We start from the raw sequence: 17548 nt of genomic DNA, 5'->3' as shown, positions 1-17548 counted from the left end.
TCTTTATTGACATTTTTATAACCTAATAATAGTATCAGGTTATAAAAATAAGTTAGGGGATGTTCCCATGCATTCTAAATCTCGTATTACTGCAATTGGTACTTATGTTCCAAATCAAATATTATCTAATAACGATTTAGAGAAAATGATTGATACGAATGATGAATGGATTGTACAAAGAACAGGAATGAAGGAAAGACGAATCGCGAGCGAAGACGAATATTCCTCACACTTAGCCATTAAAGCAATTGAAAATTTATGTACAACTTTTAAAAAGAACTTAGAAGATATAGACTGTATCATCGTCGCTACAACAACCGCTGACTATGTTTTTCCGAGTGTCGCGTGTCAAATACAACAACACTTCAGCATACCTCATACAATAGCATTTGATTTAAATGCAACTTGCGCTGGTTTCACATATGGCCTGCACGTCGGTAATAGCTTAATCACTTCTGGATCACACAAAAAAGTACTTGTCGTAGCGACAGAGACATTATCTAAAGTTACTGATTACACCGATAGAACGACTTGCATTTTATTTGGCGATGGTGCTGGAGCTATTTTATTAGAAAGAGATGAAAACAAACCAAGCTTTGTCGCTGCTCACATGGGAACAAATGGTGACGGCGGCATTCACCTATACAGAACAAACTTATCTACTACTATGAATGGCACACCACTGCAAACAAATGAAAAAATCGTTCAAAACGGGAGAGAAGTATATAAATGGGCAACTCGTACAGTGCCAGCAGGTATAAAAGAACTATTACATACCGCAAATATGCAAATAGATGATATAGACTGGTTCATACCACACAGTGTTAACTTACGAATGATTGAATCTATTTGTGAGAAAACCGAAATTCCAATTCAAAAAACTTTAACAAGTGTAAAACACATGGGAAATACATCTTCGGCTTCCATTCCACTCGCTCTGGACTTAGCTAGGAAAGAAGGAAAATTAAATAACGGAGACACACTTTTACTATACGGATTTGGCGGTGGTCTTACGCATTTAGGCCTTATTGTGGAGTGGGATTTAAACTAAAAGTTTTTTTATACAATTCACTACAAAATAGCTGCATTCAAAGATTGGTTACCTCCCTTTGAACGCAGCTTCTTTCATCTTAATTTTATTTACCTGTCCGAGTCCATATCACAACAGGAATGAGCATGAAAGCTAACACTCCTCCAGCTAATGACAATGCCCCATAACTTGAATTCGCCACTACCATACCTGACATCGCTCCACCTGAAGCTCCAGCTAGCGCAATAAACACATCTATTTTCCCTTGTGTTTTTGCACGTGTGGAAGGTATAGTTGCATCAACAATTTGAGCCGTTCCACTTATTAAACCGAGGTTCCATCCTAATCCAAGTAAAGACAAAGCAACAATTAATAGTATTAAAGAATCACTCGGCGCTATCGCAGCTATGACACCTGCTGCTAGTAAAATTACTCCGCCAGCTATACTCATCGTAGCTCTTCCAATTTTATCAATTAACATTCCTGTAACGAGAGATGGAAGATACATTGCACCTACATGAAAACCAATCACAAGTCCTACTGCACTTAATCCATGACCGTGATGCCCCATATGAACTGGAGTCATCGTCATAATTGCAACCATCACGATTTGAGTAAGTATCATTACGATTGCCCCAACTGTAATACCTCGTTTATTTTCTGTCGCTTCTTCTATTACTGCTTGCCCTTTATATGTACGCTCTTGTTTATATGTTTCTATCATATTAGCAATAAGTAACGGATCTGGACGAAGCATAACAAATAGAATAAAACCAGCTAGTATAAATGCTGCTGCCGATAATATGAACGGACCAGCAAGTTCAGGAATTCCAATTGAATGAGCAAACCTTCCCATTACACCTACTAAATTTGGACCTGCGACTGCACCAAAAGTCGTCATTACCATCGTAATACTAATAGCAGTTGCTCTTTGCTTCTTATTCGCTAAATCCGTTCCAGCATAACGCGCTTGTAAATTCGTAGCTGTGCCCGCGCCATATATAAGTAAAGAAACTAGTAAAAGAATAATACTATTTGTTAAAGCTGCCACCACAACTCCAATAGCCCCTAGTCCACCTACAATAAAACCTCCTGCAAGCCCTATGCGGCGACCATGTTTTTGTGATAACTTCCCAACAAAGAAAGCCGCTACCGCAGATCCCATTGTAAACATAGCTGCTGGCAATCCTGCATATGCATCTGTCCCAAGCATTTGCTGTGCAAGAAGTGCACCTACTGTAATTCCGGCAGCTAATCCCGCACCGCCGAACATTTGTGAGATGCTGACGATTAGTAATGTTCGTTTGTATAATTTTTGTTGGTCTTCTGCTGTGTATGTTTGATTACTTGTTGAAGCATCTGCTGTATCTATCATTTTCTCACCCTCTCTATAAAACTAATATCTCTTGTTAATGTACTATAGAACAACAATATCCCCAAATTTAAAATGCTGAAATTCATTTATACATATAAAGAACCCCACGGTTTACATTTGGCCTATTACCGAGGGGTTCCCAAAATAACTATACTAATTTTTTCACAGCTAGCATTCCATCATTTGAATATAACTCACCTTTAGCTTATTTCCCATACACTCCCCCTACAACTCTTTCCCCTCTCTTTTTACTCAAAGCCTTTCCTTCCCAAAATAATAAACTTACTAAAGCAAAAACTAAAATAATTGGCACACTCGCTTTATATAAATCTGTAAAACTCATTGCCATCTGATTTTGAGCATAGTGATTCACATCATTTGAAAATGCAAGTACCTCTTTCTTTATATTTCCCTCTTGTTTTTCAACTTCTTTTGTCACTTGATTCATAACTTCTTCTCTTTTTACATCTCTATATTCTACTGGAACTCCGCTTAATACTTCATCCACCTTTTGGTGAATTAACTCTTCTTTTTCCCCTTTATTTAACCCTAAAAATGTTTCATTTTGTTTCACTTCTGCAATTGTGTCTATACTTTGTTTCTCTATCTTTTCTTTTGTTGCTTGTAATATTTCAGCTTGCTGAGTACGATCCACATGAATATTGCGTACTTTTTCTTCTGCATAACGATATACATTCTCTTTATTTACAGCTAAATTGTACGTTAAATTAGATACAAATATTGCGACCGCTAATACAATTCCAACTTGTCGTAACATCGATACAACACTTTGAGAAGCGGTTAATAATTCCCCTTCAAACGAAGATGCACTTAAAACTGTAATTGGACCTACTACTAAACCATATCCAACACCTAGTATCATACATGGAATAATTATTTCTATATTTGTTGAATTAACACCAATCATTTGCAACCAATAATAAGATAGACCCATAACAAGAAATCCTGACAAAATAATAGTTACTTTTCCAAGCTTTTGAATTAAAGTTGCTGCAACTGGTGAAACAAAAAATATCATTGCTGAAATAGGTGTCACTAAAAAAGCTGCTTCAATTTCCGTTCGACCCTGTATTTTCGTCAAGAATGTTGGAAGCAATACAGTAACTCCAATTAAAAATAAATTACTCAATATTACAACGATAGATGCCCCGACAAACATTCGATCTTGAAATAACTTTAAATTCACCATTGGATTATGAATCTTTCGTTCTACTAGAACAAATAGAACAAGAGAAATAGCGCTAAGTGCATAACAAAACAAAGCAATATTACTTTGCCATCCCCATGTATTTCCTTTTACTAATATGAGAGTCAAAGAAAAAATTGCTGTGCTACTTAATACTAGTCCTCCCCAATCTATTTTTGAGATAATACGTTCTTCATTTTTTATTTGTAGCATAATGCAGCATAAAATGATTCCAAGAATACAAATTGGAACATTAACAAAGAACACCCATCTCCAACCGAAATTTTGTGTAATAATTCCACCTATTACTGGTCCCATCGCCGCTGACAATCCTTGTGTTACTCCTAAAATTGCAAGTGCAACATGCCTCTTAGCTAATGGCATTGCAGATACACCAATCACCATACTTGTTGGAAATAAAATGGCTGCCCCAATGCTTTGGATAAAACGAGAAAAAATGAGAAAGTCGCCTGTATTAGCAAAAGCGCAAAGTACCGATCCACCACCAAAAACCACCAGGCCAAGAATATACATCTTTGCTTTTCCAAAAATATCAGCTATCCGTCCTAGTGGAATGGCGAGTACTGCAATTGTCATTGTATAAACATTTAATACCCAAGACATCTTCTCTAATGAAGTATTTACACTCCTTTGTATAGCCGGTAAAGCTATATTCATAATTGTCGTATCAATCATACAAAGAAAGATACCTAGACACATTAAAAAGACAATCTTAATACCCTTTGATTGCTCCATTTCCTTCTACCCCTTTATTGTGAACGTGTTTTCATTCTTGCATTTTATTGTGTTCTTTTGCTTCTAATTGCTCTAGTTTTCTTTTCAATGTCTCTACTTGAGCACTATACGATGCGATACCTACATCAAGTGAAATTTCCTCGACAAAAGTCATACCTTCTCTCCACTTTTCATATTTCAAACGAAGATCCGCAATATATGCTTCTTTCCTTTCAATTTCGTCCTCAATCCATTTTTTTATCGCCTTATCATCACTATAATTACCGAAATACATCCTCATTAAAAAATCTGAACGTAAAACATCTTTCTCTACATCTGTTTGCATGTATTGATAAAACTCCTCACGCCCTTCATCTGTAATAAAATACATTTTCTTATTCGGTTTCCCTTCTTGCATAATAACTTCTTTCTTTATTTTCCCCTCTTTTTCCAACTGTCGTAACGTTGGATAAATCATTCCAAAACTCCCATCAAAAAAATGAGTAAATACGTCTTCGAACACAATTTTAATATCATAACCAGATAATTCTTTTTCCATTAGTAAACCTAAAACAACATCTCTTCCCTTCAAAATAAGACCCCCACATAGTATATAATCAATAATTCTAAATAAAAAAACACCCTGTAATTTTGTTGTTCAACATTACAGGGTATCTCTACTTTATATTTCATATACAAACCTTATACTATTTTACAACTACATCTTGATTAGCTTCAAAGCCTTCTGTCTTACCTTCTTTCATCTCATAATAATACGAAGGTAATTCTATATTATGTTCTAAGAGATAATCCTCAATTAATGAAATTATCACTTTCAACGTTTTCAATCGAGCGTATAATTTATCATTACTCGCAATAATTTCCCATTTCGCATTTGGCTTATTTGTTTTTTCAAACATGTCTTCCATTGCTTCGACATACTCGTCCCATTTTTCACGGTTACGCCAATCTTCCTCTGTAATTTTCCATCGTTTCAAAGGATTGTTCTCTCTATCTTTAAACCTCTTTAATTGCTCATCTTTACTAATATGATAGAAGAACTTCCCGATTATATAATGATCATCTGTTAGTAGTTTTTCAAAGTCATTAATCTCATCATACGCTCTCGTCCACTCTTCCTCTGTAGCAAAGCCTTCAACACGCTCAACTAACACACGGCCGTACCATGAGCGATCAAAAATAGTAATTTGCCCGTACTGAGGTAGTTTCCGCCAGAAACGTTGCAAGTAATGGTACCGTTTTTCATGAGGCGCTGGTGCTCCAATTGGATCTACTTGGAACCCACGCGGATCGAGGTGTTCCGTCACTCGCTTAATCGCTCCCCCTTTTCCAGCCGCATCCCAACCTTCCATAACGAGCATAACTGCAATTTTTTCTTCTTTTACAATTTGCTGCAGTGCTAATAAACGCCTTTGGTATTTTTCAAGTTTCTTATTATACTTAGATTTCGATTCTATTCTTTTCATTAAATCTACTTTAGCAAGATGTCCATTTTCCATAAAACAATTCCCCCTTGTTGTATGACAATATTATCTTAACATACTTTTGGTAATTTTTTCATATTGTAAAAAACTGTGTAGAAAAATCTCTACGCAGCTTTCATAAAGAATATAGCAATTAAAATAATAGTAATAACCGCATCCACAATATAAGTTATATATAGCGAAATATTAAAACCAATTTTTGCATTTAAAATGTAAACTACTGTCATGAGCGTCATAAATATCGCGGGAATTAAGGAAACTACATCCACTTTTCCTTTTATGAATAAATACACTGCTCCAATCCATCACGCAATTGCTACAGTCGATTATTTAGCCCAAGAGAAATCCCTCCATCTTATTCACTAAGAGAGACTATATTTTTTACAATTGAATTATGGTATACCCTCTCATAAAAAGAAGATAATAATAAATAAATCCGTTACAGAATGGGAGTTCTCTAAAGATGAAACGAAAAATATTTTCTCTCTTTGTACTTATCTGTGTAGCACTACCGATGCATGCTAGTGCTTATACATTTCCATCACTACCAATTTCTTCACAGTCTAAACAATGGTATATTGAAATTGATAAATCTCATAACTCAAACAAGCAAGCAATCCAGCCAAAACAAGGTGTATTTGATACGTACAGTTTACTCGTAAAAAACATCGGTCATGATGTATCAAACGTATCTGTAGAAATACTTGATAACAATCCTACCTCTAAAGCTACTGTTAAACCTACGACACCTAATATAAACGTTTCTAAAAGTCAGACAGGCTCTGACTACATGGTATTCCCTTTAGACTTTAACAGCCATAATTTCAAAGTCGTCATTACTTGGGAAGAAAAAAATTTCTCGTATAATGGCCATCCGGTAAATGAGAGTGAAAAAATGAAACAAACATTTGTGTTTAATGAAGAGTAAGCCCTAATTTGATTAGGGCTTACTCTTGCTTTTTAAAACCAGCTTGTATCGCTTCTGTCACTTCTTTTGTGATTTCCATTTTTGTTGCTACCGTACTAATTTTCTTGTCCCAAATATGTACGGTAGGCTTTTCGTTACAAAGATGCTTTATTAATACTAGTTGATTATATGTTAGCTTATTTCCTCTATGGGTAGCGATATAGACTGTGAAATTTTTTGCTTCAAATACCTTTTCCCCTAAAATATATTTACATCCCAACTCATCTACTAGTAAATCATGTAGGTTTTCTATATTCATATACCATATCCCCTTTTAGCTTACATAATCAATCGAACCGACGAATACTCTTGGTACAGACAATGCTATTCCAATTGTTACAAGTACTAAAATAGCTAGTGCTATAATCGTTATTTCGCCACCTATGACAGTAGCTAACCAGCCTACAACCACATAACCTAGTGGCAATAAAGCAAATGAACCTAACATATCAAGGCTTGCCACCCTTCCAAATGCTTCTTCTGGCACAAGCTCTTGTAAACTTGTTTCCCAAATGAGTCCAAATATCATCATACCGAACCCTTCAATTGCCATTAATCCAATTAGTGCAGGTGCCCAAGCAATAAACGGCATTATTAAAAGCGCACAACCACTTATTAAAACACCACCATAGGCAAGTAATCCCCGCTTATGCCACCGTTCCCTCCCACCAAATATTAGCGCGGCAATTACAGCTCCAACACCAGAAGATGCCATTCCTAATCCATACACGTATGCTTCAAAATGATGGTGAACATTAAATAACCATGGAATTAATACGACGATAATGCCGGCATAACAAATATTTATGAAAGAAAAAACTAAAATTGTAATCCACAGCCACGGATGACTTTTTAAAACGAAAACACCTTCCATAAAATCTTGTTTGTAATCGATTTTTCTCTTTTCAATAGGTTTTACTTTTTTAAACTTTATCTCTCTTAAAAATAATAAACAAAAAAATGATAACAAATACGTTACTGCATCTAATCCAAACCCTATCCCAGCAGATGCAACTGAAACGATCAATCCTCCAAGAGCCGGTCCAATTAATCGAATACCTTGATTACTCATTTGTGTTAATGCATTAGCTGCGTTTCGAATTTCTGGTACAAATACTTTTGCTCTTACAGCTGAATACGCTGGCTGAAATATGCCTTCCATAAGCCCATATAATGCCACTAGTACGTATAGAAATGGAATTGTTAAAACATCCATAAATATAAGTGTTGCAAGTAATAGCATTAATATACAGCGGATTATGTCTGTAAATAACATTAATTTTACTCGGTCAATTCGATCTACAACTAAACCCGCAAACGGTAAAGCAAGAATATTTGGTAGCATGTACATTGCCATTGTCATCCCCATTACAACTGTTGAACCAGTCAATGAATAAACAACGACTGGCAAAATAACCATCGTTATAGAACTCCCTAAAGTCGAAAGTAATTGCCCAATCCACAAAAACTTAAAATGTCGTGACGCTTTAACTGGCAACAATAATTTACCAACATACCCCAAAGCTTTTTCTCTTTGTACTTCCCCTTGCATTTCTCTCTCCTCTTTTCAAATGATTATAGACTTTATAATATTTTACTAAAAATTCCTAATATTCTTTTTCAATTATATAAGAAACCATTATGTTATGGTAAAATTATCAAAATAAATATAAAGGAGAATACATTATTATGCCTCAAAATTCTCATAACATCGAGCACCGCATCTATACAATGTGTATGATCCAGCGAAATAATGAAGTTTTACTTATAAAACGCCCCGATCATCGAGGTTTTCCTGGCTACATCGCTCCTGGCGGAAAAGTAGATTTCCCAGAAAGTATCGTTCAAGCTGCTAAACGAGAAGTAAAAGAAGAAACTGGATTACTTGTTTCAAATTTAACTTTTAAAGGATTAGATGAATACGTAAATCCGAAAGAAAATGTTCGATATATGGTATTTAACTATTGGACAGATTCATTTGAAGGTGAACTCCTTTTGAATCCTCCTGAAGGCGAATTATTATGGGTGCCAATTGATACAGCATTAAATCTTCCTATGCAAGATTGGTTTAAAGAGAGATTCCCATTATTTTTTGAAATAGGTACGTTTGAAATTCAACGTGTTTGGGACCGAGACTTAGATAAACAAGTTGCTATGACAATTACGCATACGTAAAAAAAGCTTGGTATCTCTCCAAGCTTTTTTCACTTTCCTTCTCTTTTCTTAATCTCATAATCAATTTCTAAAAACTTAACTCCAAATATCCACATTCTATGGTTAGCTTCTAATATGTGATTCGTGTTCTCCTTTATAATAAAAGTCTCTGCTAACGGTAAACGAATTGTAAAGAAACGAGTATGTAAATAAATCCCCTCATCTCCTTTACCATTTCTTCTCAGCTTACTAGTAATGATTAAATCATTACTCTTATTACATAATTTTAAAACCCCCGTCATATTCGAATATGGTAAAGGTAATGCAATATTCATATATGTCTCGCTCTTATATGTGTGCTTTGAGTAAAGAGCTACAAAAATAGATTCTCCTGCTTCATTTTTTCTTAGCCAAGCCCTTACATTCTCCCTTCCATCTTTCTCATCTATTATCCCAACGATAGAGCCATGCATCGTTTCCCACTTACCGCTCATTCCTAAATGTATTTGTCCTACACGCTTACTCATTTTCTCATAGCAAAATGCAATCGGACGAAACCAACGAGCCCACTTAATATGCGATTGTAACTCATACTCTTTTGTATTTTCATAAAAACGAGTAATACTTATAGGAATCTTCGCCATGTCAAATCCCTCACTATGAAAATCGTTCATATTATCAACTAAACCTTTGTATTCCTTGCTATCTATTAAACTTCTGTTATGTAAGAATGCTTCCCCAACTGTCGTATTTCCTCTTAACCTGCTCATTGGTTTCCCGTAATATTTATAATTCGGAGCACTCTTTTCAATCATCCAACCGACAAATGCTGGTAACGCTACTCCAATTCCATTGACAACACCGTGAATCCAAACCATTTGAGCAATTGTAATCGTCATTACATGTTTCAAATTCCCATACGAATATATAAGTGAAAACATAATTGTTACCATGAGTGTACTAGACGATATGATTAGGAGAATCTTTGCACTAATAGCATTAAATTTCGTACGCCAAACATAAATCCCATAACTATAAATAGCGCATACATATAGGAACACTGCAAAAAATTCAAATACTCTTGAGTACGTAATTCCTATTGCAACTGTCATAGGTGAAATGACGATGACAAACATAATAGCATCATATACTTTACTTCTCTTTTCTCTTTTCCTCCCAATTAAACCAGCTGATAACGGCAATAGAAATGCCGAATAATGAAAGTGTGCAGCTGTAAGCAAAACAATGTCGGAACTAAAGTGCATAATGGAAAGCTTTGCTACAGAAGCAAAAAACCAGAAACCACCTAAAAACAAATACATAAACGCACTATCGATAGCTGTCTCTTCTAACGGTTTCCATCCTCTTTCTAGCAATCTACTTATACCAAATAACGCAACGATTCCTGTATATACAAACCAAAGTAATGCAAAGAAATAATGATTTGTTACGAAAGCTAACATTGCACTAATTGCTGCAATTGGATATAACAGCAACACAAATTTATAAAAGAATACATACGATCCATTTCTTGTTTTCTTATCAATGATGCAAAATGACATCGGTATAAATAACAAAATAGATAATAAAATAATTGCTTCCACCGGGTTTATATTTGACCACTCACATATTAAAAAAATAATATAACAAGCAAACCCAACTATTATATTTTTCATATCATTTATTTCCTCTCTACAAATGTTCCCTTATATGAAAATAATGAACCAATTAACGGATTGCTTACTTGTACATGAATTCGAAAGCACTGTAGTGTTTCATCATAACTTTCTACAATATTGGCCTCTCCGTATAAAAACCTAGGTAACGGGACTTTCCTTCCAAACATGTAAAACCATTGTTTCTTTGAAGAAATATGCATTGCCCCCACCTCATCAATATGAAAATTCAATGTAGAAACAAGTATTTGCGGTTCACCAAAATAATCTAAAATTTCATTATTCTCTTCATCCATCTGCATAATGGCGTTAAAGTATCTTTTCTTATTATGAAAATAAAAAGTACGATTCCACCGCACAAATTCATTTCCATGTTCATCTCGCTCAGCGGTATTATGTATTGTAAATGGCACTTCCTTCCCCCGCTCAGAGAAAAACATTCTAAACTTCGATGCAATTTTTAATATTAATTTTACGAAAAAAGAACCTCCGTAAATTTCATCCATCTTTCCTTCTCCAGTAAAGCTATTTTCTTCTGTAATCTCATAGCGTTTCTGTAATTTTAGATGAAGTTTTTTATAAGAATCCCCTAATAGTCTTTCATACATATTAGCCATACATTATCCCTTTCTCTTCCTCTTGCAATTTTTTGAGCTTGGCAAATTCGTGCTATTTATATAACCGACAATTGATAACCCCATTAGTAAAACATTTAATGTAATTGGATTAAACGGCTCTGTAAAGCTTGCGACATTCGTAAATCCTGCCGCTATCGTTAAGGCTATTAACATAAAAATATGTACGACAAATACTTTTCGTTTTGGAAATGGCAACAGCCATAGGACACCAAAAATAATTTCTAATAATCCAATTATTTTAAGTACAAAAATACTATATTCCGTTGAACCAATTATCACAGATAGCATTTTTACTTCTTCTGAATGAGTAAACACTAGTTTCGGCACTATTCCTTGATACATCCATACAAAAGCAAATAAAAAACATACAAGCCAATATGTCATTGTTCTTCTAATTAGTAATCTCGGATGAAGTCCCTTTTCTAACCATAATTTTAAAGCATCAAAACTCCAAGCAGTCGCCCAGCCTAATAACGGACGAAACATATAGAAATCTATTACATTTCCTATACGACCAAACCTCGTATCGTAATCATATTGCGTCTCAAAATGAATGTGTTCTTTACGCGGTGTATACTTCCAATAACCACGCCCTATTTGAATAAGTGATAATTTATTATCTGTCCAAAATTTTAAAGAAGAAATCCGTTCACCCGTTTCTTTTCTTATTTCTCCTATCGATTCCCCTTCACCAGCTATTTCAAGTCCAAATCCAATTTTAGTTTTATATAAAAACTTCTGCGGTTCTCCTTCTTTTTTCTCTAAATACGAAATTTCAGTAAAGCGAGCATCCCACTCTGTATGTATATCTGGTTCCTGTGTATATCCCCATAATTTTTCCATTGTTGTGTTCATTTCTGCCGAAACATAAATAGGCTTTTTCCCCTTCATTCTTCCACCTCCTATGCGCTATAAGTTTAATGTACATGCAATAAATTTATTTTGCTACAGTTTTCACAAACTCCCTCAAGAAAAGAAAGAATTTTTAAAATTTATACAAAACACTTGATTCCCCGAAAAATTTAAATTATTATAAAATAAATGTTACCAACAACTTCATAAATCAAACACTCTCGCCTAAAACGTGAGATAGAGGTTGCGATACTTATGAGTATTCTAATGGAGACACAGAGATGTCTATGAACTTAGATGAAAGGAAGTATTGCCGAAATTGATAAATTTCTCTGCATTTATCAATTGGGGCTGTTTTCGAATAGAAACAGAACTGTCATATGTACAGACGTGTACGTATGAAGAGCTATCTACAAAAAAGAGATATCATTTTTTATGATATTCCTTTTTTGGCGGTTTTTTTATTAGCTCCGTTTTCTGTTTCCCTTTTCCTGTAACAGCACCATCCTCACTTATTTGAGATGGTGTTTTTTGTTTGTCTTTCTGGTAACTACAGGAGTATTGGGATTTATATATTTCCTAATCTATTCTTAAAAATAGACGAAAGAAGGAATTTGTAATGGAAACAATTGTTCAAAAATTTGGTGGCACTTCTGTCGGAAGCGTCGAACGCATTCAACATGTAGCAAATTTAATTATTGAAGAATATGAACGAGGTCATAGCATTGTCTCTGTCGTTTCAGCAATGGGAAAAAGCACGGATGAACTTGTCGCACTCGCTAACGCTATTACAGAAAATCCAAGTAAACGTGAAATGGATATGCTTCTATCTACAGGAGAACAAGTAACTATTTCATTATTAACGATGGCACTGCAAGCAAAAGGCTATCATGCAATTTCATTAACAGGATGGCAAGCTGGTATTACGACAGAATCTGTACATAGTAATGCACGGATTACTGACATTCATACAGATCGTATTCAATCTTATCTTGCTGAAGGCACGATTGTTATTATAGCTGGGTTCCAAGGCGTTAGTGAAAATCATGAAATTACAACGCTTGGACGCGGTGGTTCTGATACAACTGCTGTTGCATTAGCTGCTGCACTGAAAGCAAAAAAATGTGATATTTACACGGATGTGACCGGCGTATATACGACCGACCCACGAGTTGTAAAAAATGCTTATAAATTAGATGAAATTTCTTATGATGAAATGTTAGAACTTGCAAACCTCGGTGCTGGTGTATTACATCCGCGTGCTGTTGAATTTGCTAAAAATCATAATGTCGTTTTAGAAGTTCGCTCAAGTATGGAACAAGAAAATGGAACAATTGTAAAAGGAGAATGTAACATGGAACAACAATCAATCGTTAAAGGTATTGCATTTGAAGATAATATTACACGCGTCACAATGAAAGGATTGGAACAAGGTGCACTTTCAACAGTTTTCTCTACATTAGCAGCGGCACATATTAATGTAGATATCATCATTCAAAGTATTACAAATGAAGGAACTGTTCACCTCTCCTTCTCAATCCACTCTAATGATTTAAGAGAAACTTTAGGGGTATTGGAACAAAATCAAGAAACACTACACTATGAATCTGTAGAATATGAAAATCATTTAGCAAAAGTATCCATTGTAGGATCAGGTATGGTATCTAACCCAGGTGTCGCTGCGAATATGTTCACTACTTTAAAAGAAGAAAATATTCATATTAAAATGGTAAGTACATCAGAAATTAAAGTGTCTGTCGTTATTGACCGCCTTCATTTAGTAACAGGTGTGGAGGCACTGCATCAATCATTTATGGCGAAAGTTGAGCCTTTGGTTCAGATGAGTTAATTTTACATTTGGATTACAGCTTACAAACCCATATTAATCTATTTCCTTCCTATATAAATAGAAAGCTGTTTGCTTTGTATAGAGTGACAAGAAAGTTATTTACAACAATCGAACCATTTGCGTACAGGATAGGAATATTTTGTGGGAAACTCGAAGTTATTTTATCGAATAGCAACTACATTATCAAATTCTTGAAATGATAGCATTCACGAAATAAAGTTCGCGCATATTTCAATAGTAGAGGATTTAGGAAGTGTTGTTCGTTAACAAGGTGTTATATACTATACCCGAAAACACTTTGTCACATTTTCCTACACTGTGACAAGGTGTTTTTTGTTTAGAAGAGATTTTAGTATAATTATAAGGATAATTAGATAATAAATTTATACATATAAGGAGATAAAGACTATGACAAACAACAGATTACTACGAATGGACAATGTCAGCATCGTTGTAGAATCCCTTGATAACGCAATCTCTTTCTTCGAGGAGATTGGCTTGAATCTCGAAGGGCGAGCTACTGTTGAAGGTGAATGGGCTGGTCGCGTAACAGGACTCGGTTCCCAGTGCGTAGAGATTGCTATGATGGTTACGCCAGATGGTCACAGCCGAATTGAACTTTCGCGATTTCTCACCCCACCTACTATAGCAGATCACCGGGCAGCTCCTGTAAACGCCCTCGGTTATCTGCGCGTCATGTTCACCGTTGAAGACATTGATGAAATGGTATCCAGACTTACTAAGCATGGTGCAGAGCTCGTTGGCGAAGTAGTTCAGTATGAGAACTCGTATCGACTCTGCTACATTCGTGGAACCGAAGGAATTTTAATCGGTTTAGCGGAAGAACTCGGTAACAAATAAGTAGGTGATGTTTTATAAAAAACCTTTACTGAAGTGAAAATATTTGAAAGAACTTTACGCTTAATAAAACTTAGATTTTGAACCCCGTCCTAGCTTTAGAGCGGGGTTATGCTTGTTTGAACTTTTTAACATACTATCAACATCCCAAAATCATTATAAAACAATTCAATTACTTGTTATACTCTTTCCTAGGAAATATAACGGACTCTTCTCACTTCTTATCATATATATCTTTTCTTTTAAAAAACGATCTGAACTCATTCAAAATAACTTTCTTCACGTCAGAGTAAAAAACCATCATGAATAGTGCAATTCCTAATAAAATCTCTTGCATTCCTTCATAATCAATGAAAGCACTCACAATTAGCAAACCAAACCCAATATAAAAACCAAACTCATTCTCTTTCTCAAAATCCTCATCTTCATCAATATGTATTTTCTCTTTTAAATTTCGGTTCCCTTTTATTAACTCATCGAGCGTAACATTATACATTTCGCTCAATAAAATTAAATTTTCAATATCAGGGCAACTTTTATCATTTTCCCACTTATACACTGCTTGCCTCGTTATACCAATCTTTTTAGCAACATCTTCCTGTGAAAACCCTTTTGACTCTCGTAATCTTTTAAGTTGTTGTCCTAAGCTCATAACGTCCCCTCCTTTAACAAATTATTACATAAAAGGATCCAAAAAAGAAAGAAACCATTAGTAAAACCCACTGTAAACCACTCGTTTACACTATAAAAAAGAGAGAATAACTTTTTGAGCTATCCTCTCTCTTCTATTAAAACAGATGAATGTTTTCTTTCTTGCAAGCTTCACGTAAATCGTCAGGCCATACAGAAGATTGAACTTCCCCAATATGTGCTTTTCGTAAGAAGTACATGCACATTCTTGATTGTCCAATACCACCCCCAATTGTTAATGGTAGTACGTCTTCTAAAATACCTTTATGGAAATCATACTCACGTTTGAAGTCTTCACCTGTTTTCGTTAACTGCTCATCAAGTGATTTACTATCAACACGAATTCCCATTGATGATAATTCGAATGAAGATTGTAATACTGGGTGCCAGAATAAAATGTCACCGTTTAATTTCCAATCATCGTAATCAGCTGCGCGTCCGTCATGCTTTTCACCTGAACGAAGTGCATCACCAATCCCTATAATAAAGACTGCACCGTGTTCTTTTGCAATTGCATGTTCACGATCTTTCGGTGTCAATTCTGGATATTTATCTTCTAGTTCTTGGGAAGTGATGAAAACAACTTCTTCTGGTAAATACTTTCCAAGGAACGGATATTTTTCAAACAAGTGATCTTCTAAATCTTTGAATATTCCATAAATTGTTTGTACTGTTTCTTGCAAGTAGTCTACAGTGCGCCATTCTTTTTGAACAATTTTTTCCCAATCCCATTGGTCAACGTAAATGGAATGTGTTGCATCAAGTTCCTCATCACGACGAATTGCGTTCATGTTTGTATATAAACCTTCACCAGCTTCATATCCGTATTCATGTAATGCGAATCTTTTCCACTTCGCTAGTGAATGCACAATTTCTAATTCTTCTCCTGAATGTAACATATCAAATTCAATTGGACGTTCTACACCGTTTAAGTGATCATTTAATCCTGATTTTTTCGTTACGAATAATGGTGCAGATACGCGGAATAGTTCAAGGCGTTTTGCTAATTGATCCTCGAAAAATGTTTTAACTTCCTTAATTGCGATTTGAGTCTCTCTTACTGTCATTAATGATTGATACATGGTGGTTTCCTCCTAAAATGTTTGGATGTTGTGAAAAGAAGCCAACAAAAAAAGCCCTTCTTTCCCAAAAAACTGGGACGAAAGGCTTTGGTTCCGCGGTACCACCCAAATTAGCAACAGAGGTTGCTCACTTATACAGTACGGAGATGAAATATCTCGATACTGTTCTTCTTGTAACGGCGAAGTTCCCGGCTAAGTCTACTTTCCTATAAAGGATTTCGGTTAGCAACTCCAGGAGGTTCTTCATAATAGGCTTCGTATCAGGCTCGCACCACCCCTGACTCGCTTAGACTACATCCTACTACTACTCGTCCTTTCATAGTCGTTTTGTTGTCACATCTCTGAAACATTTTATTAATGATTATTCTATACAAAAAATAAAGAAAGTCAACAAAAAGTTTTAAAATATTTTTCAATTCTTTATTTTACGGCTTTATTGATTGTTTCCAATATACCCTCTTTACTTCTTTTGCCTTGTTAATCCCAAAAATGTTTCACTAACCGAGACTAACATATACACAACAAGTAATGTAATCGTTCGAAATATAGAATCCGCAGTATTTCGTATTATTTTCATTTTCTTTGTAATTCCTTTCAGTTTACTTGCAAATTCATGTTATACTATAGCATTCAAGCAGTTTATTTTTACTTAAAGTAATCATAGTCATTTATAAAGAGTATTTTCTAAATCATTGACTATTATCAAATAAGATTTTTATATAACGGAGTGATCATATGAGTAAAACGAAAGCAAAACCGAAAAAAGGTGTAGGACAAGGTACAGGAAGTAAAGGATGGAATCGTTGGCAATCAAGTGCAAAGAAAAAGGCAGCTGCAAAGCCATACAAAAGTAAAGGTACAAAGAAGTAAAATAAATAGTGTCTTATTTCTTTACTTTGTTCAAAACAAAATATTATTATTACAACAAAA

At 35.0% G+C, this 17548-nt stretch carries 16 protein-coding genes, 2 pseudogenes, 1 riboswitch and 1 other annotated feature; of the genes and pseudogenes, 6 read left to right on the top strand and 12 right to left on the bottom strand.

What is annotated here, in order from left to right:
• The first annotated feature begins 67 nt into the window (after positions 1–67).
• Positions 68–1051 (top strand): ketoacyl-ACP synthase III, encoded by a 984-nt coding sequence (locus DN392_RS21635; protein WP_071743310.1) that lies wholly within the window; start codon positions 68–70, stop codon positions 1049–1051.
• A gap of 85 nt (positions 1052–1136) precedes the next feature.
• Here the strand turns inward: DN392_RS21635 and DN392_RS21630 are convergent, their stop codons facing one another.
• The 5 genes and pseudogenes from DN392_RS21630 to DN392_RS21610 form a co-directional block, all read right to left on the bottom strand.
• The gene (locus DN392_RS21630; RefSeq protein WP_071743313.1) at positions 1137–2405 is read right to left on the bottom strand and encodes an MFS transporter; all 1269 of its coding nucleotides are present in this window, start codon (positions 2403–2405) and stop codon (positions 1137–1139) included.
• A gap of 205 nt (positions 2406–2610) precedes the next feature.
• Positions 2611–4368: an MFS transporter gene (locus tag DN392_RS21625; RefSeq protein ID WP_071743315.1), complete on the bottom strand. Its 1758-nt coding sequence runs from the start codon at positions 4366–4368 to the stop codon at positions 2611–2613.
• 31 nt (positions 4369–4399) lie between these two features.
• A complete protein-coding gene (locus DN392_RS21620) occupies positions 4400–4939 on the bottom strand; it encodes a PadR family transcriptional regulator (protein ID WP_016088421.1) in 540 nt (179 codons plus the stop codon).
• A gap of 115 nt (positions 4940–5054) precedes the next feature.
• Positions 5055–5867, bottom strand: a complete 813-nt coding sequence (locus tag DN392_RS21615; RefSeq protein WP_064056734.1) for a polyphosphate kinase 2 family protein — start codon at positions 5865–5867, stop codon at positions 5055–5057.
• 89 nt (positions 5868–5956) lie between these two features.
• Positions 5957–6205 (bottom strand): annotated as a pseudogene (locus tag DN392_RS21610) (carbon starvation CstA family protein); the annotation flags it as partial.
• A 110-nt stretch (positions 6206–6315) separates the two neighbouring features.
• Between DN392_RS21610 and DN392_RS21605 the strand changes: the two are divergent.
• Positions 6316–6780 carry a hypothetical protein gene (locus tag DN392_RS21605; protein ID WP_064449818.1) on the top strand — a complete coding sequence of 155 codons (465 nt, stop codon included), beginning with the start codon at positions 6316–6318 and terminating at the stop codon, positions 6778–6780.
• 19 nt (positions 6781–6799) lie between these two features.
• Here DN392_RS21605 and DN392_RS21600 read toward each other — a convergent pair whose 3' ends face one another.
• Entirely contained in the window at positions 6800–7078 is a 279-nt protein-coding gene (locus DN392_RS21600) for a hypothetical protein (RefSeq protein WP_061673193.1), read from the bottom strand.
• Between the two features lie 28 nt (positions 7079–7106).
• Positions 7107–8371, bottom strand: a pseudogene (locus tag DN392_RS21595) (MFS transporter).
• 137 nt (positions 8372–8508) lie between these two features.
• Between DN392_RS21595 and DN392_RS21590 the strand changes: the two are divergent.
• Positions 8509–8994 carry an 8-oxo-dGTP diphosphatase gene (locus tag DN392_RS21590; protein WP_061673195.1) on the top strand — a complete coding sequence of 162 codons (486 nt, stop codon included), beginning with the start codon at positions 8509–8511 and terminating at the stop codon, positions 8992–8994.
• A 29-nt stretch (positions 8995–9023) separates the two neighbouring features.
• Here DN392_RS21590 and DN392_RS21585 read toward each other — a convergent pair whose 3' ends face one another.
• From DN392_RS21585 to DN392_RS21575, 3 genes are read right to left on the bottom strand one after another with little or no spacing between them, the layout of a single operon-like run.
• On the bottom strand, positions 9024–10649 hold the full coding sequence (locus DN392_RS21585) for a YndJ family protein (RefSeq protein ID WP_064449819.1): 1626 nt from the start codon (positions 10647–10649) through the stop codon (positions 9024–9026).
• A gap of 5 nt (positions 10650–10654) precedes the next feature.
• The gene (locus DN392_RS21580) at positions 10655–11266 is read right to left on the bottom strand and encodes a DUF4166 domain-containing protein (protein ID WP_088321455.1); all 612 of its coding nucleotides are present in this window, start codon (positions 11264–11266) and stop codon (positions 10655–10657) included.
• A gap of 3 nt (positions 11267–11269) precedes the next feature.
• Positions 11270–12178, bottom strand: coding sequence for a DoxX-like family protein (locus DN392_RS21575; RefSeq protein WP_000676662.1), 909 nt, complete (start codon positions 12176–12178; stop codon positions 11270–11272).
• A 191-nt stretch (positions 12179–12369) separates the two neighbouring features.
• A riboswitch (Lysine riboswitch) is annotated at positions 12370–12556 on the top strand.
• 202 nt (positions 12557–12758) lie between these two features.
• Between DN392_RS21575 and DN392_RS21565 the strand changes: the two genes are divergently transcribed.
• The gene (locus tag DN392_RS21565; RefSeq protein WP_061673199.1) at positions 12759–13988 is read left to right on the top strand and encodes an aspartate kinase; all 1230 of its coding nucleotides are present in this window, start codon (positions 12759–12761) and stop codon (positions 13986–13988) included.
• Positions 13989–14396: 408 nt separating this feature from the next.
• Positions 14397–14849: a VOC family protein gene (locus tag DN392_RS21560; RefSeq protein ID WP_000184018.1), complete on the top strand. Its 453-nt coding sequence runs from the start codon at positions 14397–14399 to the stop codon at positions 14847–14849.
• A gap of 211 nt (positions 14850–15060) precedes the next feature.
• On the opposite strand, the gene DN392_RS21555 is transcribed toward DN392_RS21560, so the two are convergent.
• Complete coding sequence (locus tag DN392_RS21555) at positions 15061–15498, bottom strand: helix-turn-helix domain-containing protein (RefSeq protein WP_061673200.1); 438 nt, start codon at positions 15496–15498, stop codon at positions 15061–15063.
• 136 nt (positions 15499–15634) lie between these two features.
• Entirely contained in the window at positions 15635–16618 is a 984-nt protein-coding gene (gene asnA, locus DN392_RS21550) for an aspartate--ammonia ligase (RefSeq protein ID WP_000284900.1), read from the bottom strand.
• Between the two features lie 70 nt (positions 16619–16688).
• Positions 16689–16947 (bottom strand) — a binding site (T-box leader).
• Positions 16948–17353: 406 nt separating this feature from the next.
• Between asnA and DN392_RS21545 the strand changes: the two genes are divergently transcribed.
• A complete protein-coding gene (locus DN392_RS21545; RefSeq protein ID WP_000047588.1) occupies positions 17354–17488 on the top strand; it encodes a DUF3934 domain-containing protein in 135 nt (44 codons plus the stop codon).
• Positions 17489–17548 lie beyond the last annotated feature (60 nt).

Source organism: Bacillus sp. BB51/4 (assembly GCF_008368845.1).
GTDB lineage: Bacteria > Bacillota > Bacilli > Bacillales > Bacillaceae_G > Bacillus_A > Bacillus_A wiedmannii.
The sequence above is the reverse complement of the archived record's forward strand: the minus strand, read 5'-3'. Positions and strand labels throughout refer to the sequence as shown.